At 71.2% G+C, this 24,368-nt stretch carries 24 protein-coding genes; 8 read left to right on the top strand and 16 right to left on the bottom strand.

Going from position 1 to position 24,368, the window contains the following annotated elements; all coding sequences use genetic code 11:
• Positions 1-35: 35 nt before the first annotated feature.
• A complete protein-coding gene (locus WMR31_RS09165) occupies positions 36-422 on the top strand; it encodes an RNA polymerase-binding protein RbpA (protein ID WP_340538492.1) in 387 nt (128 codons plus the stop codon).
• A gap of 98 nt (positions 423-520) precedes the next feature.
• Here WMR31_RS09165 and WMR31_RS09160 read toward each other — a convergent pair whose 3' ends face one another.
• The 8 genes from WMR31_RS09160 to kdd form a co-directional block, all read right to left on the bottom strand.
• The gene (locus WMR31_RS09160) at positions 521-994 is read right to left on the bottom strand and encodes an FxsA family protein (RefSeq protein WP_340538491.1); all 474 of its coding nucleotides are present in this window, start codon (positions 992-994) and stop codon (positions 521-523) included.
• A 44-nt stretch (positions 995-1,038) separates the two neighbouring features.
• Complete coding sequence (locus WMR31_RS09155) at positions 1,039-1,824, bottom strand: polyprenol monophosphomannose synthase (protein WP_340538490.1); 786 nt, start codon at positions 1,822-1,824, stop codon at positions 1,039-1,041.
• Between the two features lie 2 nt (positions 1,825-1,826).
• A complete protein-coding gene (gene lnt, locus WMR31_RS09150) occupies positions 1,827-3,392 on the bottom strand; it encodes an apolipoprotein N-acyltransferase (protein ID WP_340538489.1) in 1,566 nt (521 codons plus the stop codon).
• A gap of 420 nt (positions 3,393-3,812) precedes the next feature.
• Entirely contained in the window at positions 3,813-4,217 is a 405-nt protein-coding gene (kal, locus tag WMR31_RS09145; protein WP_340538488.1) for a 3-aminobutyryl-CoA ammonia lyase, read from the bottom strand.
• Positions 4,217-4,975 (bottom strand): lysine 5,6-aminomutase subunit beta, encoded by a 759-nt coding sequence (gene kamE / locus WMR31_RS09140; protein WP_340538487.1) that lies wholly within the window; start codon positions 4,973-4,975, stop codon positions 4,217-4,219. The genes kal and kamE overlap by 1 nt, the downstream gene beginning before the upstream one ends.
• Positions 4,972-6,570, bottom strand: coding sequence for a lysine 5,6-aminomutase subunit alpha (kamD, locus tag WMR31_RS09135; RefSeq protein WP_340538486.1), 1,599 nt, complete (start codon positions 6,568-6,570; stop codon positions 4,972-4,974). The genes kamE and kamD overlap by 4 nt, the downstream gene beginning before the upstream one ends.
• Before the next feature lie 8 nt (positions 6,571-6,578).
• Entirely contained in the window at positions 6,579-8,087 is a 1,509-nt protein-coding gene (locus WMR31_RS09130) for an amidohydrolase (RefSeq protein ID WP_340538485.1), read from the bottom strand.
• A complete protein-coding gene (gene kdd, locus WMR31_RS09125; protein WP_340538484.1) occupies positions 8,084-9,154 on the bottom strand; it encodes an L-erythro-3,5-diaminohexanoate dehydrogenase in 1,071 nt (356 codons plus the stop codon). The genes WMR31_RS09130 and kdd overlap by 4 nt, the downstream gene beginning before the upstream one ends.
• A gap of 174 nt (positions 9,155-9,328) precedes the next feature.
• On the opposite strand from kdd, the gene WMR31_RS09120 reads away from it, so the two are divergent.
• Both WMR31_RS09120 and WMR31_RS09115 read left to right on the top strand, forming a co-directional pair.
• On the top strand, positions 9,329-10,783 hold the full coding sequence (locus tag WMR31_RS09120) for a KamA family radical SAM protein (RefSeq protein WP_340538483.1): 1,455 nt from the start codon (positions 9,329-9,331) through the stop codon (positions 10,781-10,783).
• A 209-nt stretch (positions 10,784-10,992) separates the two neighbouring features.
• Positions 10,993-11,940: a type IV toxin-antitoxin system AbiEi family antitoxin domain-containing protein gene (locus tag WMR31_RS09115; RefSeq protein ID WP_340538482.1), complete on the top strand. Its 948-nt coding sequence runs from the start codon at positions 10,993-10,995 to the stop codon at positions 11,938-11,940.
• A gap of 104 nt (positions 11,941-12,044) precedes the next feature.
• On the opposite strand, the gene WMR31_RS09110 is transcribed toward WMR31_RS09115, so the two are convergent.
• Positions 12,045-12,500 carry an Lrp/AsnC family transcriptional regulator gene (locus WMR31_RS09110; protein ID WP_445321620.1) on the bottom strand — a complete coding sequence of 152 codons (456 nt, stop codon included), beginning with the start codon at positions 12,498-12,500 and terminating at the stop codon, positions 12,045-12,047.
• Between the two features lie 87 nt (positions 12,501-12,587).
• Between WMR31_RS09110 and WMR31_RS09105 the strand changes: the two genes are divergently transcribed.
• From WMR31_RS09105 to WMR31_RS09085, 5 genes are all read left to right on the top strand, one after another.
• The gene (locus tag WMR31_RS09105; protein ID WP_340538481.1) at positions 12,588-13,523 is read left to right on the top strand and encodes a 5'-3' exonuclease; all 936 of its coding nucleotides are present in this window, start codon (positions 12,588-12,590) and stop codon (positions 13,521-13,523) included.
• On the top strand, positions 13,516-14,733 hold the full coding sequence (locus WMR31_RS09100) for an NAD(P)H-binding protein (protein WP_340538480.1): 1,218 nt from the start codon (positions 13,516-13,518) through the stop codon (positions 14,731-14,733). The genes WMR31_RS09105 and WMR31_RS09100 overlap by 8 nt, the downstream gene beginning before the upstream one ends.
• 64 nt (positions 14,734-14,797) lie before the next feature.
• Positions 14,798-15,145 carry a hypothetical protein gene (locus tag WMR31_RS09095; RefSeq protein ID WP_340538479.1) on the top strand — a complete coding sequence of 116 codons (348 nt, stop codon included), beginning with the start codon at positions 14,798-14,800 and terminating at the stop codon, positions 15,143-15,145.
• Positions 15,138-16,217, top strand: coding sequence for a hypothetical protein (locus WMR31_RS09090; protein WP_340538478.1), 1,080 nt, complete (start codon positions 15,138-15,140; stop codon positions 16,215-16,217). Before WMR31_RS09095 ends, WMR31_RS09090 begins: the two co-directional genes overlap by 8 nt.
• Positions 16,214-16,747, top strand: a complete 534-nt coding sequence (locus WMR31_RS09085) for a hypothetical protein (RefSeq protein WP_340538477.1) — start codon at positions 16,214-16,216, stop codon at positions 16,745-16,747. Before WMR31_RS09090 ends, WMR31_RS09085 begins: the two co-directional genes overlap by 4 nt.
• A 6-nt stretch (positions 16,748-16,753) precedes the next feature.
• Here WMR31_RS09085 and WMR31_RS09080 read toward each other — a convergent pair whose 3' ends face one another.
• The 7 genes from WMR31_RS09080 to WMR31_RS09050 all read right to left on the bottom strand — a co-directional run bounded on the left by WMR31_RS09080 (position 16,754) and on the right by WMR31_RS09050 (position 24,364).
• Positions 16,754-19,561, bottom strand: coding sequence for a DEAD/DEAH box helicase (locus WMR31_RS09080; protein WP_340538476.1), 2,808 nt, complete (start codon positions 19,559-19,561; stop codon positions 16,754-16,756).
• The gene (locus WMR31_RS09075; RefSeq protein WP_340538475.1) at positions 19,558-20,445 is read right to left on the bottom strand and encodes a diacylglycerol kinase; all 888 of its coding nucleotides are present in this window, start codon (positions 20,443-20,445) and stop codon (positions 19,558-19,560) included. The genes WMR31_RS09080 and WMR31_RS09075 overlap by 4 nt, the downstream gene beginning before the upstream one ends.
• Before the next feature lie 319 nt (positions 20,446-20,764).
• Entirely contained in the window at positions 20,765-21,163 is a 399-nt protein-coding gene (locus WMR31_RS09070; RefSeq protein ID WP_340538474.1) for a hypothetical protein, read from the bottom strand.
• Positions 21,160-22,008: a twin-arginine translocase subunit TatC gene (gene tatC, locus WMR31_RS09065; protein ID WP_340538473.1), complete on the bottom strand. Its 849-nt coding sequence runs from the start codon at positions 22,006-22,008 to the stop codon at positions 21,160-21,162. The genes WMR31_RS09070 and tatC overlap by 4 nt, the downstream gene beginning before the upstream one ends.
• Positions 22,009-22,035: 27 nt before the next feature.
• Positions 22,036-22,347, bottom strand: a complete 312-nt coding sequence (tatA, locus tag WMR31_RS09060; protein WP_340538472.1) for a twin-arginine translocase TatA/TatE family subunit — start codon at positions 22,345-22,347, stop codon at positions 22,036-22,038.
• A gap of 8 nt (positions 22,348-22,355) precedes the next feature.
• Entirely contained in the window at positions 22,356-23,402 is a 1,047-nt protein-coding gene (locus WMR31_RS09055; protein WP_340538471.1) for a helix-turn-helix transcriptional regulator, read from the bottom strand.
• Positions 23,399-24,364 carry a helix-turn-helix transcriptional regulator gene (locus tag WMR31_RS09050; RefSeq protein ID WP_340538470.1) on the bottom strand — a complete coding sequence of 322 codons (966 nt, stop codon included), beginning with the start codon at positions 24,362-24,364 and terminating at the stop codon, positions 23,399-23,401. The genes WMR31_RS09055 and WMR31_RS09050 overlap by 4 nt, the downstream gene beginning before the upstream one ends.
• Between the last annotated feature and the right edge of the window lie 4 nt (positions 24,365-24,368).

Genomic DNA, 24,368 nt, shown 5'->3' with positions numbered 1-24,368 from the left:
ACGACGCGGACACACACGCAGTTGGGAGGTGCACCATGGCAGAGCGAACACTGCGTGGCGCACGACTTGGCGGACAGAGCTTCGAGGACGAGCGAGGCATCGAGTTCGCCGCGCGCCAGCAGGTCGGCTACCGCTGTGCCCACGGCCACGAGTTCGAGATCACGATGTCTGTCGAGGCAGACGTGCCCGCAGTCTGGGAGTGCCCGCGTTGCGGCGCCGAGGCGTTGAGCACCGCCGGCATCGAGCGCGAGGAGAAGGTCGAGAAGCCGGTCCGTACGCACTGGGACATGCTCCTGGAGCGGCGCTCGGAGAAGGAGCTCGAGGACATCCTCAAGGAGCGTCTCGAGCTGCTGCGCGGTGGCGAGATCGGTCCCGCCCACCTGCACCGCTCGACCGGCAAGAAGCGCCGCGCCTCGGTCTGAGGACCGACCCGTCCTAGACCCTCTCGCCCCGAACCGTTCGGTTCGGGGCGAGTCGTCTGTTCGGGCACCGTGTGGTCAGCAGCCGGTCCGTGCAAGCCCTACTCGTCGACGACCTCGCCGCGCACCACCGGACCGGTCGGACCGAACGGGGCTCTCCCCGGGCCCGGCGTCGGTCCGAGCGGCCCGATCACGCGAAGCCGCCGCCCGACCGAACGCGCCAGCAGGCCGCGGAACAGGGGTCGGGTGAGCGGGAGGATCAGCAACAGGCCCACGACGTCGGTGATCGGCCCCGGAACGACGAGCAACAGCCCACCGAGCAGCATCAGGGCGCCGTCGGCGAGCCGGTCGTCGGGCATCTCGCCGCTCTCGAGTGCTGTCCGCAGACCCTGCCAGGCGCGGGCTCCGGCGGTGCGGGCCACCACGCTTCCGAGCACGCATCCGGCGATCACCAGTGCGATCACCCAGCCGGCGCCGATCGCCTGGCCGAGCTGGATCAGCAGGAAGATCTCCAGGATCGGGAGCAGCACGAAGGCCACCACCAGATACCACGAGAGTCGCCGACGCCGAGCCATGCTTCGAGTGTAGGCAGACGACCAGAACCCGGCCCGGCTCACCCTCAGCGGGTGCGCTCCCCCACGCGGTTCATCAGCCGGCGGGCCTGGGCACGCCGCTCCCGAAGTCCCCAGGCGGTGATCCGCTTGAGCGACTCCGACGCGACCGCTCCGCTCATCTTCGAGGCACCGCGCACGCGTTCGACGAACTCGATCGGCACCTCCTTGACCGTGAGTCCGGCGCGGAGCGTGCGGCTGACCAGGTCGGTCTGGAAGACATAGCCGGTCGAGCGCACCTGCTCGAGGCCGATCGCCTCGAGGGTCGCTCGGTGGTAGAGCCGGAACCCGGCCGTGGCGTCGCGCACCCCGATGCCGAGGAGGAGCCGCACATACAGGTTCCCGCCTCGGGAGAGGATCTCGCGGCGCAGCGGCCAGTTCACGACGCTGCCACCCGGGATCCACCGTGACCCGATGACCAGGTCGGCCTCGGGGAGCGCCTCGATGAGCCGGTGCAGCTGCTCGGGCTGGTGGGAGCCGTCGGCGTCCATCTCGCCGATGACGTCGAAGTCGTGCTCCAGGGCCCAGGCGAACCCGTGCAGGTAGGCGGCGCCCAGCCCACCCTTCGCGGTCCGGTGGAGCACATGGATGCGCGGATCCTCCGCCGCAAGGGCGTCGGCGATGTCGCCGGTCCCGTCGGGCGACTGGTCGTCGACCACGAGGACGTCGACGTCGGGCTGCGCGGCACGCAGGCGCCCGACGATCCACGCGAGGTTGTCGGCCTCGTCGTAGGTCGGGAGCACCATCACGATGGACGGGGCGGACCGGGCGGAGGGGTTGGGCGGGGTAGACATCGTCAGGCAGTCTCCCCGACGCCCGATGGCTGATCGACGGCGGTGGGGTCCGCGACCGGCGAGGCCGACCCGCGTCGATCGCGCCGGAGCAGCAGCACGCCCCAGGCGACACCGAGGATCGTAGCGCCGTACGAGATCAGCCGCAGGCCGTTGGCGACCCCCAGACCCGGGGTGTGTCCTCGGTACAGGTCGACCGTCTCGACCACGACGTCCTGCGTACGACGCTCGGTGCGGGCCACCACGCTGCCATCGGGTGCGATGACGCCGGAGACGCCGTTGGTGGAGGCCACCGCCACGTAACGACCGGTCTCGATCGCGCGGGCCCGGGTGATCGCGAACTGCTGCTCGATCTGGTCGGTGAAGATGAAGCTGGCATTGCTGGTCTGCACGGTGAGGAGCTCGGCGCCGTGGTCGAGCTGGGCGAGGAGACCGTCGTCGTAGGCGATGTCGAAGCAGATCGCGTCGGCGACCGGGATCCCCGCGATCGTAAGCGGCTCGGTGCGGTGCCCGGCGATCATGTCGCGCGGGATCCGGGCCAGCTGGCCCTTCTCGGTGATACCGGTGCGCGCGAGCAGACCCCGCAGCGGGATGTACTCGCCGTAGGCGACCGGGTGCCACTTGGTGTACCGCTCCCCCGGGCCGGTGACCGGATCCCAGACGATCCCCTGGTTCAAGATGTGGTCCTCTCCGGCGTCGACGATGCCGCCGACCAGGATCGGGACGCCGACGGCCTTCACCGCGGTCTCGATGCCGGCATGGATCGAGGCGTCCTCGAAGGGGTCGCGCGCCGTGGAGTTCTCCGGCCAGATCACCAGGTCGGGTCGGGGCACGGCACCGGCGTCGACCTGGGCGGCCAGATCGACCGTCGCGTCCACGTGGTTCTGGGTGAGCCCCTCGACGTCGACCAGGACGTCGTCGCCGCGGCCGGGCACGTTGCCCTGGACCACCGCGACGGTCGTGGAGCCGGAGGCCGACAACGTCCAGGGGAGGACGACGGGGACGACGGCCACCGCGGCCACGACCACCGCGGCGGCTGCGGACGCGAGCCTCTCGTCGAGAGTCCGGCTCAGCACCAGACGCGCGAGGAGGAAGCCGAGGAGCGCGACCACCAGGCTCACGCCGTTGACCCCGACGTAGGCGAGCGCGGGCGCGAGCGGGGTGTCGATCACGCCGAAGCCAAGCCGGCCCCAGGGCATCCCGCTGAACGGCCAGGTGGCACGGATCGTCTCCATCGACACCCACGCCAGGGCGAGCCATGCGGGCCAGGCACGCAGCCGTTGGAGCACCGTGGAGACCGCGCCGAGGAGCCCGTAGAACAGCGCCTCCACTCCGGCCAGCGCGAGCCAGGCGGCCGCCCCGATGGAGGGGCTCATCCAGTAGATGTGCACGAAGTAGAAGCCCACGCCGAAGCCGAGACCGGCGACGAAGCCGACGCGCGCCCGTACGCCGTGGGTCGCCACCGCGTAGACAGCCAGGCACAGCGGCATCAGGTAGGCGACCGCCACCGGTTCGAAGGCGAAGGAGAGCACGACCCCGGCGAGCGACGCGGCGAGGGTCCGGCGCAGCACGAGGTGAACGGTACCCGCCGTCGCAGGCGCGCCCGAGCAGGTGCGGGAGGAGGCGACGACCTTCGGACCGCACCCGCCATGACCGGCTGCCACGACCGGGTGCGTTTTCTAGGGAACGCCGTCCCCTCCCGCGCCGCCCTCGTCGGGGCGGACCGGCCTCCGCGAACCGGGACGGAGCAGACGCTGGGGACGTCTGTCTTCTCCCGGCCACTCGGACCCCGGTCCGAACCCGGCGACCTGGCTGGGCGGACGAGTCAGACTCCTTCGCTCAGCCTGGTGGTGTCAACCGGACGCTGACCTGCACAGACGCGGGAACCCGCAGGTCAGCGCCGTGCGTGCGGCGGGAAAAGAGATCCAAGAATCATCCAATTCTCGGCGTGTCGCGAGACGACACGCCGAGTGAGGGCGGTACGAGCCTCGTCAGGCGGGTGGCGGGACGACGACGGTCCCGGTGGCGGTGGTCGCCACGACCGCGGGGTCGAGGATCTCCGCGGCGCCCGGACGCTCGGCGGTCGCGGCTCCTCGGGCCACCACGTGCACGGCGAACTCGAGGACGCGCGACCGGGTGCCGGCCTTGACGACCTCGGCGGTCACCTCGAGTACGTCGCCGGCGCGGACCGGCGCCCGGAACTGCACGTCGCTGTAGGAGGCGAACAGGCCCTCGTCGCCGTCGGTGCGGATGCACATCTCGGTAGCGATGTCGCCGAACAGCGCCAGGCTGTAGGCACCGTCGACGAGGTTGCCGGCGTAGTGGGCGTGGGAGTAGGGCACGTAACGCCGGTGGACGACGCGGGTGCCGACGAGCTCGGGTGCGGGCTGGTTCATCAGGCGACCTTTCCAGCGGTGAGTCGGTGGGCGAGGAAGGAGGCGACCTCGCCGGGCGTGGTGCCGCGGCCGAAGACGCGGTCGACGCCGAGCTCGCCGGCCATCGTCTCGTCGAAGCGGGGGCCGCCGACGATCAGCAGGGGACGCTTGGCGGCCGGGTAGGACTCGCGGAACGCCGCCGACATCTCGCGGGTGTTGAGCAGGTGTGCATCGCGTTGGGTGACGACCTGCGAGACCAGGACGGCGTCGGCCTTCTCCTCGCGCGCCCTCTCGACCAGCTGGGGCACCGAGACCTGGGCGCCGAGGTTGACCACCTTCAGCTCGCGGTAGTACTCCAGGCCCTTCTCCCCGGCGAAGCCCTTGATGTTGAGGATCGCGTCGATGCCGACCGTGTGCGCGTCGGTGCCGATGCAGGCCCCCACGACCGTCAGCCGCCGCCGCATGGAGCGCTTGACGGCCGCATTGACCTCCTTCGGCGTCAGCAGCGGGTAGTCGCGCTCGACGACGGTGACCTTGCTCGGCTCGACGAGGTGGTTGACCCGGCCGTAGACGACGAAGAACGTGAAGTCGGGGCCCATCGGCTTGCTGTGCACCACCAGCGCCGGGTCCATGCCCATCTTGTTGGCCAACTGGACCGCGGACCCGTCGGCGACCTTGGAGTGCGGCATGGGCAGCGTGAAGCTCAGCTGCACCATGCCGTCGCCGGTGGTGTCGCCATAGGGCCGGATCGGGCTGGCCGGGCTGCTCGGGCTGGTCACAGCGCCTCCTTGGCGTCGAGGATCTCGGTGGCTGGGTTGTAGTAGGCCGACGACTTCTTCGCCACGCCCTCCAGGCCGCGGCCGGCGTCGGCGGGACGCTTCATCAGGCCGAACGTGCCGTCGGCGATCGCATCGAGCAGCCCCCGGCCGTGGGTCGTGTCGGTGATCTGGTCGAGCAGCTCGATCGACTCGGCGAGCACTCGGTGGGCGCGCTCGACGATGAACCCGCCCGGCGCGGGCTGGAAGTCCTCGTGCAGCGAGCCCGCGGCGTCCATGACGTACCGGACGTTCTGCAGGGCGATGTCGCGGTCGGAGATCCACGGGGTGACGACGGCCTCGGTCATCATCCCGACCAGCAGGATTCCCTGACCGGTGAGGGCGCCGGCGAGGTTGAAGAAGCCGTCGAGCAGGTTGCCGCGGAAGACGTCGCCGGTCATGTGACGCGTCGGCGGCATCCACTTCAGCGGGGCCTTGGGGAACAGCTCGCGCGCCAGCAGGGCGTGGGCGAGCTCCATCCGGAACGAGTCGGGGATCGCCGGGTCGATCTCGAAGGCGTGCCCCAGGCCGAGCTGCCAGTCCTCGAGGCCGGCCTCCTTGGCGAAGTACTCGTTGAGCAGCTGGCTGGTGGTGACGGTGTGGGCGGCCTCGACGGCGTCGGCGGTGGTGAGGTAGTTGTCCTCGCCGGTGTTGATGATGATGCCGGCGCGGGCGTGGACCTGACGGCTGAAGCGCTGGTCGACGAAGGTGCGCACGGGGTTGATGTCGCGGAAGAGGATCCCGTACATCGAGTCGTTGAGCATCATGTCGAGGCGCTCGAGCCCGGCGAGCGCGGCGATCTCCGGCATGCACAGGCCGCTGGCGTAGTTGGTGAGCCGGACGTAGCGGCCCAGCTCCTTCGACGACTCGTCCAGCGCAGCGCGCATGAGCCGGAAGTTCTCCTGCGTCGCGTACGTGCCCGCATAGCCCTCGCGGGTCGCGCCCTCGGGCACGAAGTCGAGCAGGCTCTGGCCGGTGGAGCGGATGACGGCGATGACGTCGGCGCCCTCGCGCGCGGCCTGCTGGGCCTGGGGCATGTCCTCGTAGATGTCGCCGGTGGCGACGATGAGGTAGATCCAGGGCTGGCGCGGGGCGTCGCCGTGGCGCTTGATCAGCCGCTCGCGCTCGAGACGCCGCTTGTCGATCGTCTTGATGCCGCGTGCGACGGCACGCCGGCTCGCCTTGCGGGCGCGCTCGGCGTCCTTGCCCTCGGGGAGCCGGAAGCGCACCGAGCCGGCGGCGGCCTTCTGCGCGAGCATGGTGAGGTCCTCTGCCTCGCCGCGCAGCAGCGCGTCCCAGACCGGCAGCGCGAGACCGTGCTCGAGGCCGCCTTCGTCGTGGAGATCGGCGCGGACGGCGTCGGCGAGCCGGTTGACCCAGGGCGAGCCCTCGTCGTCGGCGCCGGCGAGGCCGGCCAGGCGCAGTGTGGCTCGCTCGACGGCGACGGTGGTGTGCCGCTTGGCCAGCGTCACGATCGGCCGTCCGGCCTTGCGGGCCAGGCTGCGCGCGTGCCGGACGGTGGCCGGGTCGAGGTTCAGCTTGGAGCGTGCGGTGGTCATGCGGGTCCTCAGGGTTGCTCTGCAGGTCGGTCGGTGGGGTGAACGGTGCGGCCGTCCACGATCAGTCGGACGAGGGTGGGCAGGTCTCGATCGTCCTCGCCGGGCGCCAGCGTCGGAAGCCCTTCGACGATCTCCGACGTCGTGTGCCAGATCGCGAGGTCGGCGGGTGCGCCGACGACGAGCTCGGCGCCACCGGTGTGCGCGGCGAAGGCAGCGGTCGGACACAGGGCGTGTTCGGGGTTGCGGTGGTGGATCGCGGCGCGGATGGCCGCCCAGGGGCCTAGCGGCGTCACCGGCGAGTCGGAGCCGAAGGCCACCGGGACGCCGGCGTCGTGCAGCGCGGCGAACGGGTTGGTGGCCGCCCACCGCTCCCCCAGCCGCTCGGCGTACATGCCCCCGGGGCCGCCCCACAGGCCGTCGAACATCGGCTGGACGCTGGCGATGATGCCCAGACGCGCCATCGTGGCGATCACTCGCGGTGAGGGCAGCTCGACGTGCTCGAGCCGGTGGCCCGGGCGCACCGGTCGGATCTGGTCGGCCAGCTCGAATCCGGCGGCGACCTCCTCGAGCGCGGCATCGCCGATCACGTGGAAGCCGGCCTGGATCCCGGCCTCGTCGCAGGCCACCACGTGGTCGCGCACCTGTTCGGCGGTGAGATAGCCGTGCCCACAGCTGCCGGGCGCGTCGGCGTAGGGAGCGCTCAGCGCGGCGGTGCGGGAGCCGAAGGCGCCGTCGGCCGTGAGGTCGCCGGCGAGCCCTGCGACCCGAAGCCGGCGCGCGGTGTCGATGGCCTGCAGCTCACCCCAGTAGACGGTGGCTCGGAGCCCGACCTCCTCGGCGGCCTGTCGCACCGCGACCACCTCGGACTCCGGGCCGATCAGCGGGGAGGCGTTCTCGTGGAAGGAGCCGATCCCGACGGCCGCCATCGCCCGGCACGCGGTCCGCGCCGCGTCGAGCCGGGCGGCGTCGTCGATGAGGGTCTCCAGTGCGGCGCGTGCGGCGTGGTGGGCCGCGCGTTCGACGCGGCCGTCGTCGCTCCAGCCGTCGAGCGTCTCGATGCCCGGCACGAGCGCGGCCAGGGCCGGCGAGAGGATCGAGGAGTGCCCGTCGATGCGGTTCAGGTAGGTCCGGCGCCCGGGGGCGGCGCGATCGAGCTCGGCGCCGGTGGGCGGCCGGTGCTCGGGCCAGGCCGTCTCGTCCCAGCCCTGGCCGACCAGGACGGCGGCGTCCGGACGCCGGGTCGCGTGGTCGGCGAGCGCGTCCAGGGTGGCCGCGAGGCTCGGCTGTCCCGACACGTCGAGCCCGGTGAGCGCGAAGCCGGTGCGGACGGTGTGCACGTGGGCGTCGGTGAACGCCGGGAGGATGAGTGCGCCGTCGACGTCGACCCGCTCGACGTCGGCGGGGATCTCGCCGACCTCGGCCCCGGTGGCGGTGATGATGCCGTCCTCGAACGCGACGGCCACTCCCCCGGCGCCTCCGGTGAGGACGAGCGCAGCTCGCCTCGGCTCCCGGGTCACGACGACTCCGTCAGCCGGCCCTCGAACAGGCGCCGCACGCCGTCGTTGGCACGCAGCAGCTCCAGGGCGTAGTCCGCGTGGCCTGGGACGTAGCCGTTGCCGACGAGCATCCGGACGTCGGCGGCCAGGCCCTCGGCACCGAGGGCCGCGGCGGAGAAGGAGGTGGCCATGGAGAAGAAGATGACCGTGCCGCCCTCGGCGGTGGAGAGGATGGCGCCGCCCTCGCAGCCGGGGACGTCGACGCACACCACGGTCAGGTCGGCCGGGCCGCCCGACTTCTCGACGGCCTCGCGCAGGGCGATCGGGTCGCGCGCGTCGGCGATGGCGACCTGGTCGGCCAGGTCGGTGCCGGCCAGCAGGTCGGCCTCGGCGCGGTGCGGCACCACGCCGATGGTGTGGGCGGCGCCGGCGGCTCGGGCCGCGGCGAGACTGAGCGACCCGGACTTTCCGGCGCCGCCGATGACCGTGACGACCGGGGCCTTCCCGGCGGCGAGGTACTCCTCCACGACGCGGGCGGTGAGCGCCGGCGCGCCGCAGACGTCCATCACCGACAGGCTCAGGGCGCTGGGCAGGTCGTCGGGCAGGACGGCGGCGATCGAGCGGCCGAAGAGGACGGCGTACCCGTCGCACGGCACCTGCTCGCCGAGGCCGTCCCAGTCGGCGAGGCCGTCCTCGATGACCAGCGGGGTCAGGGTGAGGGAGACCAGGGTGGCGACCTTGTCGCCGGCCTTCAGGCCCAGCGGCGAGGCGGGACCGACCTCCTCGACGGTGCCGACCAGCATGCCGCCCGAGCCGGTCTCGGGGTTCTGCATCTTGCCGCGCTCGCCGACGATGTCGAGCACCGCGGCGCGGACGGCGGCGCCGTCCGGGGTGCCGTCGGGACGGGCGTGGGTCCGCTCGAGCTGGCGGAAGGAGGCGGCGTCGAGGTTGAGGCGCTCGACGCGGATGCGGACCTCGTCGTCCCACAGGTCGCGACGGGTGTCGAGACGACGCGCGGCCTGCGGCAGCACGGCCGGCTCGTCCAGCACGCGGTGGAGCCCGGTCGGGTCGGCTTCGGTGGTGGGCATGACGAAGTGTCCTCCGTTGTGATCATCGTGAAGCGGGAAATCGTCCGGTGAGTTGATGTGCAAACCGAATGATCTCCACGTAGTCTAACGACGAGAGTGGTGCGCCCCACAAACCGCCGCGCCGCCTGAGAGCCAACCCAGCCGCGTACCCGCAGCAGACCCGCAGGAGCAGCCATGAGCATCGAGACCAGCTTCGGCCTGGACACCGGTCAGCCCTACCCGTACCAGCAGACCGAGCTCGTCGAGCCCGACTGGACCCGTTTCCCCGGGTGGCGCGACGTCACCGCCGAGGACTGGGCCTCGGTCCAGTGGCAGCGCGCCCACTGCATCAAGAACGTCAAGCAGCTGCGCGAGCTGCTCGGCGACCTGGTCGACGAGCGGTTCTACGCCGACCTCGAGCGCGACCAGGCCGAGCGGGCCACCATGTCGATGCTGGTGCCGCCGCAGATGATGAACACGATGGTCCCCCACGAGGTGCCCGCCGGTCCCGGCTCGCTGACCGACGCCTTCTACGCCGACCCGGTCCGCGGCTACATGATCCCGGTGTTCAGCGACCGTCGCACCGACTGGGCCTCCCACCCGCACGCCACGCGCGACTCGCTGCACGAGCACGACATGTGGGTCGCCGAGGGCCTCACCCACCGCTACCCCACCAAGGTGCTCGCCGAGCTGCTGCCCACGTGCCCGCAGTACTGCGGTCACTGCACCCGCATGGACCTGGTCGGCAACTCCACCCCCACCGTCGACAAGCTCAAGTTCGTCGCCAAGCCCAACGACCGGCTGGAGTCGATGCTCGACTACCTGCGCCGCACCCCCACCGTGCGCGACGTCGTGGTCTCCGGCGGCGACGTCGCCAACATGCCCTGGCCCCGCCTGGAGGCCTTCCTCACCTCGCTGCTCGAGGTCGACAACATCCGCGACATCCGGCTGGCCACCAAGGCGCTGATCGGGCTGCCCCAGCACTGGCTGCAGCCCGACGTGCGCGAGGGCGTGGCGCGGGTCTCCGGCCTGGCCCGCTCCCGCGGCGTCTCGATCGCGATCCACACCCACGCCAACCACGCCAACTCGATCACCCCGATCGTGGCCGAGGCGTCCAAGGCGATGCTGGAGGCCGGCGTCCGCGACGTGCGCAACCAGGGCGTGCTGCTCAACGGCGTCAACGCCGACCCGCACGCGCTGCTCGACCTGTGCTTCCGCCTCCTCGACGGCGCGCAGATCATGCCCTACTACTTCTACATGTGCGACATGATCCCGTACTCGGAGCACTGGCGGGTCTCGGTCGGCGACGCCCAGCGTCTGCAGCACCACATCATGGGCTACCTCCCCGGCTTCGCGACCCCGCGCATCGTGTGCGACGTCCCGTTCGTCGGGAAGCGCTGGGTCCACCAGCTCGCCTCCTACGACCAGGTGCGCGGCATCTCGTACTGGACCAAGAACTACCGCACCTCCATCGAGGCCGACTCCGCCGACGCCCTCGAGCGCACCTACGAGTACTACGACCCGATCCACACCCTCCCCGCCGAGGGCCAGGCCTGGTGGGCCGAGCACGCCGACCTCGACGAGTCCGCCCTCAAGGCGGCCGAGGTCGCCGAGGCCTCCCGCCGTACCGCCGCGCTTCAGGCCTACTGACCTGGGGGTCCGGGGGCGGGATTTCCCCGGTCGACCGGGGAAGTCTGAACTTAGCGGCCGATATCCCGCCCGCTAAGTTCAGACTTTGGCCGCCCAGTCGAGCCAGCGAGGACGTCGCCGGCTCGGCCGGACGCTTCCCTGCGAGCGCGTTGTCCACAGGCGGTGACGTCGGGGGTGTGCTCGTCGATGCAACCGAGCACTCTGGCCCCATGGACCCGGTACTGCTTCAGATCTGCGACAAGTACGGCGTCTTCCTGCGCCGTGAGGCCGAAGCGCTCGGCTACCACGACCACGCGATCACCGCGCTCGTGAAGTCCGGCGCGTGGCATCGGGTCCGCCACGGCGCGTACGTCTCCGGGGAGGAGTGGCGCACGCTCTCGCGCGAGCAGCGCTTCGGCCTGTTGAGCCGCGCGGCCTACCGCCAGTCACAGACCAGGGTGATGCTCAGCCACACCAGTGCAGTCCACGAGTGGGCGGCGCCGCTGTGGGACCTCGACGTCACCGAGGCCCACCTGACGCGTCTGGACGGGAGGACGGGCCGGCGCCAGGCCGGCGTCGTGCAGCATCGGGGTCGGCTTCTCCGGGGCGACGTCGTGCTCCACAACGAGGTCTTCGTCGTCAGTCCCACCCGCGCCGCGCTCGAGATCACCACCGTCGCCGGGACCGAAGCGTCGATGGTCGTCATCGACGACCTTCTCCATCGTGGGCTGACCGACCTCGATCGGCTCGCCAGTCGGTTCGAGCTGATGAACCACTGGCCCGAGACGCTACGAACCGACCTGATCCTCCGGCTCGTCGACGCTCGCGCGGAGTCCGTGGGCGAGACCCGGCTTCGGTACCTGTGCTGGGCGCAGAGCCTGCCGGCGCCGGAGGTCAACTACGAGATCACCGACGCCGCGGGGCGGGTCCTCCATCGCGTCGACCTCGCCTGGCCGGAGCTGGGGGTGTTCGCCGAGTTCGACGGCAAGGTCAAGTACGGGAAGCTGCTCGGCGCGGACGAGAGCGCGAAGGACGTGATCGTGCGCGAGCAGCGACGCGAGGAGCACATCTGCCGCCTCACCGGCTGGCGATGCGTGCGGGTGGTCTGGGCCGACCTCGACCGCCCGATCGAGACGGCGAACCGGATCCGTGCGCAGTTCCGGTCGGTTGCCGCCTGAGACGACGACTGGGCGGCCCAAACCTGAACTTGGGGGCCGGGATATCGGCCGTCAAGTTCATACTTCCCCGGTCGACCGGGGAAATCCCGGGCCCCGCCGCCGACCTACCCACCCACCACCGGACGGTTCTCGTACGGTGTGGAGAGGACGATGGTGGTGCGGGTGGCGACGTTGGCGGCCGCGCGGATGCGAGCCAGGAGATCCTCGATGTCGGCGGGGGTCGCGACGCGCACCTTGAGGATGTAGGACTCATCGCCGGCCACCGACCAGCACGACTCGATCTCGCTGATGCCGCGCAGGCGCTCGGGCGAGTCGTCGGGCTGGGAGGGGTCGATCGGGCGGATCGAGATGAACGCCGTCAGGGGCAGGCCGATGCCGTCATGGTTCACCGTCGCGCCGTAGCCGAGGATCAGGCCGCGCTGTTCGAGCCGCTTGACCCGCTGGTGCACCGCGGACGTCGAGAGGCCGGTCGCCTTGCCGAGGTCGGTGAACGACATCCGGCCGTCGGCGGCCAACAGCTCGAGGATCCGGCGGTCGGTGGCCTCGAGCTCGGTGATCACGGCGTCAGGCTATCCGCAATCTCCGCCGCCGACCGGACCAGTTCGACCGATGATCCTCGCGCCGGCCCCCATGACAGGATGCTCGTCGTGACCTCGCCGACCGAGCCCGGCCGACTGCTATTGCTCGACTCCGCCTCGATGTACTTCCGAGCCTTCTTCGGGATGCCCGAGTACGCCGCACCCGACGGCACCAACGTCAACGCCGTGCGCGGGATGCTCGACTACATCAGCCGCCTGGTCGACCAGTACCGGCCCACCGACCTGGTCTGCTGCTGGGACGACGACTGGCGGCCCCAGTGGCGGGTCGACCTGATCCCCACCTACAAGGCGCACCGGGTGGTGGAGGAGGTCGAGTCCGCCCCCGACGTCGAGGAGGTGCCCGACCCGCTCGAGCGCCAGGTGCCGATCCTGCGCGAGGTGCTCGAGGCGTTCGGGCTGGCGGTGATCGGGGCGCCGGGCTACGAGGCCGACGACGTGATCGGCACGCTCGCCACGGGCGCCGGGCAGCCGGTCGACATCGTCACCGGCGATCGCGACCTGTTCCAGCTCGTCGACGACGCCGCGGACGTGCGGGTCCTCTACATCGGCAAGGGCGTCGGGCGGCACGAGCGGGTCACCGAGGAGTGGGTGCGCGACAAGTACGCCATCGAGGCCGGCCAGTACGCCGACTTCGCCACCATGCGCGGCGACGCCTCCGACGGCCTGCCCGGCGTCAAGGGGGTCGGGGAGAAGACCGCCGCCACGCTGCTCCAGCGCTTCGGCGATCTCGACGGCATCGTCGCCGCCGCGCTCGACCCGGCCTCCGAGATGGGTCCCGGGCCGCGCGGCAAGATCAAGGACGCCGCCGACTACCTCGCCGTCGCCCCCACAGTCGTCGCGGTCGCCCGCGACATCGACCTCGACCGCAGCGCGCTCGCACTGCCCACGACGCCCGCCGACCCGGAGCGAGTGGAGGCTCTCGCGCTGCAGTGGGGCCTGGAGTCCCCCACCACGCGGCTGATCGGTGTGCTCGCTGGTGGCTGAGCCTCACGAGATCCGCTCGGCCTCGACGTCAGGGCTCCGCTGGCTCACCGGCCTCGCGATCGGATTCACCATGTTCATGGTGTTCTTGGCCGTGGGCTGTCTGCTGGGCCTGATGACGCAGGACCTCGACGGCCCGACGACGATCAGCGCGGTGTTCGTCGGCGGCCTGGGGGTCTTCGGCGCCCTGGCGGGCATGCGCGGGGTCCGTGCGCTCCGCTCGGCCTCGACGCCGACCGTCCTCGCCCGGCTCGACGACGACGGACTGCACCTGCACGAAGGCATGGGCATTCCCGACGTCCCCGAACAGCTGGCCTGGACCACGATCCCGTGGGGCTGGATCACCTCGGTCGCCCAGGTGCGCTTCGATCTCGCCGCGAGCAAGAAGCTCGGCGCCGACATGCCCTTGGACTGCCTGCGCTTCACCCTCGCCGACGACGACCTGCTGCCCACCTCGCCGATCGAGTCGCCGGTCCACCCGATCCTCGCCGGCTGGCTCGGACTCACCCCGCGGCAGGCGCGTACAGTCCTGGTCGCCGAGGCCGACCAGGGTCGCGACGGCGAGCACCAGCGGGCCCTGGAGTGGCTGCGACGCAACCGGCCCGAGCTCCCGGTCCTCAGCGGGCCTACGGCGCCGTGGTCGACCCGCGCGAGCGAGGACCGCTGGTCCAGCAGTCCGCGCGTTGCCGTCACCGGCGCCCATGGCCGGCTAGGGCGGCAGGTGGTCGAGGCCGTCACCGCGCGCGAGGACGCCCCGCCGGTGGCGCTGGTGCGCAACGAGGCCCATCGCGCGGCGCTGGAGAGACTGGGCGCCGAGGTGCGGATGGTCGACCTGGAGGATCAGGACCCGGCCGTGATCGCGCAGGCGCTGCGCGGGTGCGCCGCCGTCGTCCATGCCTCCACCTCCGCACCCGAACCGGTCGTGGCGGCCGCGCGGCGCGCGGGCGTCCAGCGCCTGATCACGGTGCCGGGCGTCTGGAACGGCGAGCAGCAGGTGGCAGCCGCGGCAGACAGTGGTCTGGCCTGGACGTCGTTCCGCCCGTCCGCGCTCACCGACCAGCCGCCCTCCGGGGAGGTCGACCTGGGACTCGACGTCACTCCAGGCCCCGTCCCCCGTGCCGACCTAGCAGCGGTCATCGCAGCATCGATCCGCGACGAGGACTCCGTCGGCGAGGCCTGGCCGATCACGGGCGTGCGCTCCTCGGCGTCGTGAGCCCCCGGCAGCCCGGCCCACCTCAGTGGGTTTCGTAGGGTCGATGCCCGGGGAAGTCGCCTGCATGAGCACTGTCGAAGTAGCCACAACTCTGTGGGACCTGCGTGTCGCGGGCCAGGAGATCCAGGACATGGGCGGCGCCCACACGAGCGCTGCTGCCGTGATCGACCACGTCGACGTCGCGGCGGCCAACGATCGGCCCGCGCAGATCGGGATCGGCGCCACAGGCTTCTCGAGTGCCTACAAGACCGCCGCAAGTGCGGTCCACCGGATGCTGACCTCGAATGCCGCCTCCCTGAACGACTCGGGGCGAGCCCTGATCTGGTGTGCCGATCAGAACTACGCCCGGGCCGACGACGACGTCAAGAGCTACTTCGACTCGCTGAACAGGGCAGATACCGACCATGACTGAAACCACGACCTATGCGGGGCTCCTCACCGCCGTATCCGCCTTGAAGCAGCGCGCCGAGGAGGTCCAGCTGCAGCTCGATCTTCGCGACTGGACGGTCACCAACGCCAAGAACTACTCCCAGGACAGCGACCTGCCCCGGTTCGTCGAGGACCGCAAGGCCTACGAGTCGGCCCGGAAGGGCCAGATCACGAGCGAGCTCGCTGATCTGGTCACCTTCTTCGAGCCGTTCTCGAAGTTCCCCGAACCCGCCACCTTCAAGGGACTCGCCGACCAGTTGCGCCCTGCACTCCAGGAACTCGTGGTGGGGCCCGGCGGACACGCCGACTTCGTCGCGATGGGCAACATCGCACCCAACGCCGACTTTGACATGTTCACCAGCATCGACGGCCTGATTCCGAGTTGGGCGGGCATCGCGGCACAGACGTTCAAGACGTCGTTCGCACCGAAGATCCCCGCTGTCGTATGGAACGAGTTCTCAGCCGTCGAAGGACTGCGCGGCCCACTCCTTGGAGCCGAGGAGCTGTGGGACAACGCGCGCAAGGACGTCTGCAAACTGGTCGACGCCACTCGCGCCGCAGTCGAGAAGGCTGCGCCGGCGGTGTCTGGCGGGCCGAGCGCGTCCTCGGTGTTGTTCCTCATCAGCTCCCTGATCGGTGTCGCCGCGCTCCCGTTCACCGCAGGCGCGAGCGCGGGGGTCGTGGCAGCCGGATTCACCGTGGCAACCGCAGCCAGCGCGGTCGTTGCGTCCTCCGCGGCCGTGGCCGAAGGCGTCACCGTGACCATCTCGGGCGAGAAGCCCCTCGATCTGATCGCGGCCCTGCGGAGGGAGACGAACTCGCTGAACACGACTATCTGGGCCAAGGAGTGGGACCTTCAAAAGAGCCTCACCGATCTGACCGATCAACTCGGTGGCATGGTCGAGTATCGCGGCCCCAAGCAGATCCCCGACGAGGACTTCGGCCCCACCTACGACGCGAAGCTGCACGACAGCTTCACGATGCCGCGGCCGGCCTTGGCGGACACGACGAAGGACAACGCGACCGACCGCGACCATGGCGGGAGGCCCCTGTGAGCACCGTGGTCCTACGTTCAGGCAATCGCGCGGCCGAGCTGCGGTGGAAGGACCTCTCGCCTACGGTGGTCCTCGCCCCCGGCTACTATCGGCGCGCTCACCACGAGCAACTCGCCGGACAGCTGGCCGACCTCGCGGCGCAGCACGGAAGCTTTGAGGCGCGTCGATCCGCCTCAGACCTCAGCAGGCAGTACGACGTCCTTGTTCAACCCGACCATCTGGCAGTAGGAGCGAGGGACGTCGAACTGCGCACCCGGGTCGCGGAGCTGTACTCCTGGGCGAGCGATGACGAGGGGCTGGTGATGATCGAGACGTGGGGGCAGGTGCAGTGGCGGGTGACGGTCTCGCCGGTGGTCCCCACCCAGATCGAGGAGGAACGGTTTGTCGCGGCCGCCGAACAGGCCCTCGCCGGCGTCTGGCACGTGCACCGGGACGGAGCACAGCTCCTTGCCGCCCAGATGCGCACCGGCGCCTCGGACGCCGACCTCCAACGCGCCCGCGAGCTGATCGCACTCGCGGGGTCGCGCTGACCGTGTCTACTCGGCCAGCCCCGAGTACGCCACGACCCCGCGCTTCACGAGGCCGTTGAGCTCGCGGGCGGTGCGCCGCAGCGGCGTGTCGCCGGCGGCGTCCGCGACCTGGCCGGCCAGGTCGAGTACCTGCTTGGTCCAGCGCACGAAGTCGCCGGCCGAGAGATCGGACGACCCGAGGAGGTCGTCGAGGTCGTCGCCCTCGGCCCAGCGGTAGGCGAGCCAGGCGAAGCCGGGGTCGGGCGCACGGAGGAAGTCGAGCTTGTGCTCCTTCTCGAGCGCGTCGAGCTCGGCCCAGAGGCGCTGGGTCTCCTCGAGAGCACGTCCGATGGCGCCACCCGGAACCCGCGGCACCGAGCCGTCGTCGGCCCGCCGGGTCTCGAACACCAGGGCCGACAGCGCCGCCGCGAGTCCGGCCGGGGAGAGGTCGTCCCACAGGCCGAGGCGGATGGCTTCGGCCGCCAGGAGATCCATGTCGCCGTAGAGCCGCATCAGCCGTCGCCCGCGCTCGGTCACCTCGTCGCCGTCGAGGTATTCCAGCGCCGTGAGGACGTCGCACACCCGGTCGAACTGCCGTGCGACCGTGTTGGTGCGCTGCTCGATGCGCCGGCGCAGGGTGGCGGCGTCGCGGTCGAGCTTGTACCACCGCTCGGCCCAGCGGGCGTGGTCCTCGCGGTCCGCGCAGCCGTGGCACGGGTGCGCCTTGAGCTCGGCGCGCAGCTCGGTGATCTCCCGTTCGACCTCCGGCGGCCGGGAGGTCTTCCCCGACGGCGATCCGTCGCGCGAGGGCGGCGGCGGCGCGAGGTCGTGGGTCTTCTCCCGCAACGCCGAGGCGAGGTCGCGGCGCATCTGGGGGTTGCGCCCGTTGAAGCTCTTGGGCACCCGGATCCGGCTCAGCGCGGCCACCGGCGTCGGGAAGTCGATCATCGCGAGTCGGCGGGCCTGACGGTCGGCGGTGACGACATAGGGCCGCGGATTGTCGGGCGACCAGCCGGGATCGACGACGACGGCGTACCCGGCGAACTTCCCCGCCGGGATCGAGATGATGTCGCCGACCTTGAGCTTGCGCAGCGACTCGATCACCTCCTCGCGCCGATCGTGCCGCCGGCTCCGACTGGCCGACTTCTCCAGGTCGTTGATCCGCTGCCGCAGCGCGGAGTACTCCATGAAGTCGCCCAGGTGGCAGGTCGCGGCCTCGGCATAGCCCTCGAGTGCGTCGTCGGCCTTGGCGAGCTGGCGGGCCAGCCCGACCACTGCCTTGTCGGCCTGGAACTGGGCGAAGGACTGCTCGAGCAGCTCGCGCGAGCGCGCACGACCGAACTGGTGCACGAGGTTGACCGCCATGTTGTACGACGGTCGGAACGACGAGCGCAGCGGATAGGTGCGGGTGGAGGCGAGACCGGCCAGCTCGCGGGGGTTCATGCCGGGCTGCCACAGGACGACGCCGTGCCCCTCGACGTCGAGGCCGCGACGTCCGGCGCGACCGGTGAGCTGGGTGTACTCCCCCGGTGTGATGTCCGCGTGGGTCTCGCCGTTCCACTTCGACAGCTTCTCGATGACCACCGTGCGGGCCGGCATGTTGATCCCGAGCGCGAGGGTCTCGGTGGCGAAAACCACCTTGCACAGCCCGCGCAGGTAGAGCTCCTCCACGATCTGCTTGAAGGCCGGCAGCATCCCGGCGTGGTGGGCGGCGATGCCGCGGGAGAGCCCGTCGAGGAAGTCGTGGTAGCCGAGCACGTGCAGGTCCTCGGGGGGCAGGTCGCGGCACGCGGACTCGACGTACTCGACGATGACGTCGCGCTCCTCGGGCGTGGTCAGGCGCAGCCCGGCGGCCAGGCACTGGCCCACCGCCGCGTCGCAGCCGGCCCGGCTGAAGATGAAGTAGATGGCCGGCAGCAGGCCCTCCCGGTCGAGCCGCTCGACGACGTCGGCGCGGCTCGGGATCCATACCCGCCGCCCGTTGCCGACGGCCTTGCCGCCGCGCGGCCCGCGGTTGCGCTGGCCCTTGGGCGTGCGCCGGTCCTTCATCCGCGAGGACGCCCAGTCGTCGCGCGCGAGCTTCATCAGCTCGTCGTTGACCGGGGCACCCTCCTTGACGAACCCGGCGGCGGCGTCGACGTCGGAGGAGGCGAACAGGTCGTGCAACCGGCGTCCGGCCATCACGTGCTGGTACAGCGGGACCGGTCGGCGCTCCTCGACGATCGTGGTCGTCTCGCCGCGCACGGTCGCCAGCCACTCGCCGAACTCCTCGGCGTTGGAGACAGTGGCCGACAGCGAGACGAGCGTCACCGACTCCGGCAGGTGGATGATGACCTCCTCCCACACCGCGCCACGGTCGCGGTCGGCGAGGTAGTGCACCTCGTCCATCACCACGAAGCCGAGACCGATCAGGGTGCGCGAGCCCGCGTAGAGCATGTTGCGCAGCACCTCGGTGGTCATGACCACGATCGGTGCCTCGCCGTTGACGACGTTGTCGCCGGTCAGCAGGCCGACGTTCTCGGGTCCGTAGCGCTCGAGCAGGTCGTGGTACTTCTGGTTCGACAGCGCCTTGATCGGCGTGGTGTAGAAGGCCTTGCGGCCGGTGGCCATCGCCAGGTGGATCGCGAACTCGCCGACGATGGTCTTGCCCGACCCGGTCGGCGCCGCGACCAGGACACCGTGGCCGTCCTCGATCTCCTTGCACGCCTCGATCTGGAACCCATCGAGCGGGAAGTCGTAGTGCGCCTCGAAGTCGCGCAGGACCGGGTAGCGGGCGTTGCGGCGCGAGGCGGCGTACCGGTCGGCGGCGCTCTGCTCGGGTTGCTGGTCGCTCACAGGACTCCTATCGCTGCGGGGACACACTCGATGGTCATCGGCAGCGGTGCGAACCGCTCGCCGTCGGCGTAGCCCACGATGCCAGGTGCCGCGACAGTGACCCGGCGGACCCGGTGCCGCTCGTACTGCGGATGGTCCACGTGGGTGCCCTTGAACAGCTTGGGATAGGTCCGCACCAGCTCGATGCGGGACAAGGGCTTGATCACGACGACGTCGAGAAGGCCGTCGTCGAGGCGGGCGCCCTCGGCGATCCGCAGGCCGCCGCCGAACGAGGGTCCGTTGCCCACCGCGACCAGCATCGCGTCGATCCGGCGCTCCACGCCGTCCAGGTCGAGCACGTAGGGCAGCGGGGTGAACGTGCGCAGCTCGGCCACGGTGGCCAGGTTGTAGCGCATCTGGCCGCGCGGCCAGGTCATCTGGTTGGCCCGCTCGTTGACGACGGCGTCGAAGCCCGCGGCCAGCACGGTGGCGAAGTAGCGTCCCGACGTGCGCGCCAGATCGAGGTGCACCCGCTCCTCGCGCACCAGGGACCCGGCGATGCGGTCGGCGGCCGCGAGAGGGTCCTTGCGGCTGAAGCCGAGGTAGCGGGCGACGTCGTTGCCGGTCCCGGCCGGCACGATGCCCAGCGCGGTCCCGGTGGTCGCCGCTGCCTGGAGTCCGAGGTTGACCAGCCCGTCGCCGCCCACGAGCACCAGGGCGTCGACGCCGTCGGCGACCGCCGCGCGAGCCAGGTCGAGCGCCTCGTCGGCGTCACGCCCCTCGATCGTGCGCACGCCGATCCCGGCCGAGCGGAGCCGCGGCACCACCTCGTCGCGCACCCTCAGCGCCCGCCCCTTGCCCGCTGTGGGGTTGGTGAGCAGCGCGATCTCGCGGTCGGTCGACACCCGTGGAGCCTAGATGACGCCGTCGCAGGCTCGACACTCGAAACCCACCACCGCCGGAGGTTGAGCCAGCGCGCGCTGACGACGCCCCGGCAACCGTCCCTGCGAAGGTCCCCGAGGGAGGCTTGCGAGGTTTCGTCGGCGCCGGTCGGGCTCGTTCCTCGCCCTCCCGGCTTGCTCAACCTCCGAGGCCAGCCCCCGCCGCCGGAGGTTGAGCAAGCGAGCGTCAGCGAGCGCCGACGAAACCCCGGCAACCGGTCCCCTGCCAGCGTCCCCGAGGGAGGCTTGCGAGGGCGGACTCGCCTCTCGCCCGTCGGCTTGCTCAGCCTCCGACGCGGAGGCGGACGGCGTAGTCGGCCGGGCGGGCGCCGAGGGCCTTGGCGAACCGGCGGATCGCCTCCAGGACGGTCTCCGGGCCGAAGGTGCGGCCGGGCACGAGCACCGTGACCCGTCCGTCGTAGGCGACCAGGGCGACCTGGCCGTGGCGCCACGACTGGTGTGCGGCGAGGCGGGTCGCGTCGTCGGCCACCGGCGCGGGGTAGGCCTCGTCGACGGCCATCAGGTCGCAGTCGACCGGGTCGCCGTCGTCGGGCACCAGGACCCCGCGGACCAGGTGCCCGGCGAGGCTGTCGGTGGCCGACCAGGTGACCGCGCCCGTGCCGAGCACCTCGGGAAGGTCGAAGGGATCGACCTCGACCGGCGTGCTCCTCGACGCCGTCACAGGTCGGAGGCCGTGTCGTCGTCCCACCGGTCGGTGCTGCCGGCGCCCCGGCGCCGGTCGCGGATCCGGTCGATCCAGCGTGCGATCACCTCGGCGACCAGGAAGAGCAGCAGCATCGGCAGCGCGAGCATGAGCATCGAGAACGGGTCGGTCGAGGGGGTGGCGACCGCGGCGAAGATGAAGGTGAACAGGATGATCCAGGATCGGTAGCGCCCCAGCTGCTTGCCCTTCACCACGCCCGCGAGGTTGAGCATGATCACGAACAGCGGGATCTCGAAGGCGACCCCGAAGACCAGCAGCATCCGGGTGAGGAAGCTGAAGTACTCGCCGAATTCGACCAGGTTCTCCAGGCCGTCGGGGGTGAACCCGATCAGGACCTCCAGGCCCTTGGGAAGCACGTAGTAGCCGGTCGCGACGCCGAGGAAGAACAGCGGGCCGGCGATCGCGATGAAGATGCGGGTCCACTTCTTCTCGCTGGGGTGTAGCCCGGGCATGATGAACGCCCAGAGCTGGTAGAGCCAGAACGGGCTGGAGACCACGAGCGCCGCCACGCCGCACAGCTTCAGCTGGAGCAGCAGCGGGCCGGTCGCGCCCTTGACGTAGGCCTTGGTCTCGGTGGAGGCGCCGAGGGCCTCCCGCGCCTGGTTGTACGGCGCGAGCACCAGCTCGAGCAGCTGGTTGTAGAAGAACAGTGAGACGACGAACAGCACGACCAGGACGGCGATGCTGCGCACGATCCGCCCGCGCAGCTCGCGCAGGTGGTCGCCGAGCGCCATCCGGCCGTCGTCACCGACGGGATTGTGCGGGCGGACGGAGAAGAATCCGAGGACGCCGGAGAAGGACACCGCCGGGGGTCGCCGATCGGGGCCGGGTCAGGCGGGGTCGGAGCGTCGCGCGCTGTCGGGCTCCGTGGTGCCCCCGTCGACCGGGCGCGGCTGCTCGACCGGTCGTGGCGGCTCGACGGGACGGGGCGGCTCGACCTGACGTGGCGGGTCGACCGGCCGGGTGCCGGCCTCGGGCTCGTCGTCGTCCATCAGGCCCTTGGTCTCGGCCTTGAAGATCCGCAGAGCCCGGCCGCTCCCCCGCGCGAGCTCGGGCAGCTTGGCGGCGCCGAAGAGCAGGATGATCACCCCGAAGATGATCAGCAGCTCGGTCGTTCCCAGGCCTGCGATGAGCGGGGTCATGTCGATCCTCACGTGTGGGTGTCGTTCGATTCCATCCTACGCCGGTCGTCAGCGTAGAGGGTGAGAGTGCGGGCGGCGTCGGCGCGCAGGGCGGACTCCGCCTCGGTGGGCGTCACTACCTGCGCGTGGGGCGCGACCCGCAGGAGCAGCCTGGTCAGCCAGCGCTCGTCGGCCACAAGGAGGTCGACCTCCACCGCGCCGTCGGCCAGTGGTCGCACGGCCTCGACCGGGTAGTACTCGGTGACCCAGCGGGCGGCGGGTGCCAGGCGCAGGGTCACGCGGGTGGTGTCGTCGGCCCGGTCGAACAGCCCTTCGGAGAGGTCACGTGGAGCGGTGGGCTCGGTCAACACCGGCTGCTCCAGGACGTCGGCACGGGCGATCCGGTCGAGCCGGAACAGCCGGGGCGCCTCCGCGGAGTGGCACCACGCGTCGAGGTAGGTCAGCCCGCCATTGCGGACGACGCCGCGCGGGTCGACCACCCGATGGGAGACCTCGTCGCGCGCCGGCACGTAGTAGTCGAGCTCGACCTGCACCTGGCGGGCGGCGGCGTCCTCGAGCCGGGTGCTCAGCTCGGTGAGTCCGCTGTCGGCGTCCTCGGCCTCCTCCGCGCCGACGACGGCGGGTCCGGCGGCGGCAGCGGTCTCGAGCTTGGCCAGTGCCCGGTCGACGATCTCGGCGGTGTCGGGTGCCGAGCCGGCCCGCAGCGCGCGCAGTGCCACGATGACGGCCGAGGCCTCGATCGGCGTGAGCCGCAGCGGCCTGGACAGGTAGTCGGCGTTGCTGACCGTGATGACGCCGTCGGCCAGGGCGGCGCCGTCCTCGGCCTCGATCGCGTCGAGGTCGACGTCGATCAGCTCGTCGGGGTAGCCGCCCGGGAGACCGCACAGGAACAGGACCTTGAGATCCTTGACCAGCACCTCGGGCGTGCAGCCCAGCGCGGCGGCCGCCTCGGCGAGTCGCACGCTGCCGCGGGCGTGCAGGTACGGCACCAGCGTAAGCAGCCGGGCGACCTGCTCCTTGGCGCCCGCTGCCGAGGTCCGGGTGGCGCCGCTCATCGCTGCACCACCGCCCGCAGCCGGGCGACCACCTGGTCGCGCAGCGAGGCCGGCGACTCGACGTAGACGTGGTCCCCGAGCGAGAGGACCTCGTCGGCGATGCCGACCGAGGCCCGCAGCAGGGTGAGTCGGTCCCAGCCGGTGCGGGCGTCGGGGCCGGTCACGTCGGTCTCGACGGCGTCGGCCGCTCGGCGCAGCGGGAGCGCCGCGTCGGTGCGGGCCAGCAGCACCACCGGCTCGGCCGACAGGTCGGGTGCCAGCCGCCGCGCGGCGGCGGAGACGTCGATGCCCTCCGGGATCGTGTAGGCGCCCGGACGGCCCACCTTGCGGGCCTCACCCTGGACGCGCGAGAGGCGGAAGATGCGCTCGTCGTCCCGGTCGAGGTCGAAGCCGATGACATACCAGCGACCCGAGTAGCGGGTCACGCCCCAGGGCTGGAGGCGGCGCAGGGCGACGTCCGGGCTGGCCGAGCGTCGGTAGTCGAACTCGACCACCGAGCGCGCGAGGATGGCTTCGAAGAACACGTCGAACGCCGGCTCGTCGGCCGGCAGCCGGGGTTGGGCGATCTCCAGGGCGGCCAGGTCGATGTCGGCGCCCGCGGCGGTGAGCTTGCGGACGGCCTCGGTGGTGGCGCGGGCGAGCTTCTGGTGCTCCCAGACGCGGGTGGCCAGACCGACCACCGCGGCCTCGTCGGCGTTCAGGTCGATCTCCGGCAGCGCGAACTCGTCGGGCCGGATCCGATAGCCGGGCTCGTCGTCGAAGTAGGCGTCGAGGTGACCCAGCTCGACCGGGACGCCGAGGCTGCGCAGCTCCTCCTTGTCCCGCTCGAACATCTTGTCGAAGGCCTCGTCGGACATGCCGTCGTAGAGGATCTCGCGGATCCGTCCCTTGGCGACGTAGCGGCGCTGGACCAGCAACATGATGAGCAGGTTCATCAACCGCTCGGTCTTGGCCGCGGTCATCGGC

It is taken from the genome of Nocardioides epinepheli, assembly GCF_037936805.1.
Lineage (GTDB): Bacteria > Actinomycetota > Actinomycetes > Propionibacteriales > Nocardioidaceae > Nocardioides.
This window is presented reverse-complemented; position numbering and strand designations above follow the sequence as displayed.

Bases quoted from the DNA above. Each gene is read 5' to 3' on its own strand.
- WMR31_RS09165 (WP_340538492.1), top strand. From the start codon at position 36: ATGGCAGAGCGAACACTGCGTGGCGCACGACTTGGCGGACAGAGCTTC.
- WMR31_RS09160 (WP_340538491.1), bottom strand. From the start codon at position 994: ATGGCTCGGCGTCGGCGACTCTCGTGGTATCTGGTGGTGGCCTTCGTG.
- WMR31_RS09155 (WP_340538490.1), bottom strand. From the start codon at position 1,824: ATGTCTACCCCGCCCAACCCCTCCGCCCGGTCCGCCCCGTCCATCGTG.
- kal (WP_340538488.1), bottom strand. From the start codon at position 4,217: ATGAACCAGCCCGCACCCGAGCTCGTCGGCACCCGCGTCGTCCACCGG.
- kamD (WP_340538486.1), bottom strand. From the start codon at position 6,570: ATGACCACCGCACGCTCCAAGCTGAACCTCGACCCGGCCACCGTCCGG.
- kdd (WP_340538484.1), bottom strand. From the start codon at position 9,154: ATGCCCACCACCGAAGCCGACCCGACCGGGCTCCACCGCGTGCTGGAC.
- WMR31_RS09120 (WP_340538483.1), top strand. From the start codon at position 9,329: ATGAGCATCGAGACCAGCTTCGGCCTGGACACCGGTCAGCCCTACCCG.
- WMR31_RS09115 (WP_340538482.1), top strand. From the start codon at position 10,993: ATGGACCCGGTACTGCTTCAGATCTGCGACAAGTACGGCGTCTTCCTG.
- WMR31_RS09095 (WP_340538479.1), top strand. From the start codon at position 14,798: ATGAGCACTGTCGAAGTAGCCACAACTCTGTGGGACCTGCGTGTCGCG.
- WMR31_RS09090 (WP_340538478.1), top strand. From the start codon at position 15,138: ATGACTGAAACCACGACCTATGCGGGGCTCCTCACCGCCGTATCCGCC.
- tatA (WP_340538472.1), bottom strand. From the start codon at position 22,347: ATGACCCCGCTCATCGCAGGCCTGGGAACGACCGAGCTGCTGATCATC.
- WMR31_RS09055 (WP_340538471.1), bottom strand. From the start codon at position 23,402: ATGAGCGGCGCCACCCGGACCTCGGCAGCGGGCGCCAAGGAGCAGGTC.
- WMR31_RS09050 (WP_340538470.1), bottom strand. From the start codon at position 24,364: ATGACCGCGGCCAAGACCGAGCGGTTGATGAACCTGCTCATCATGTTG.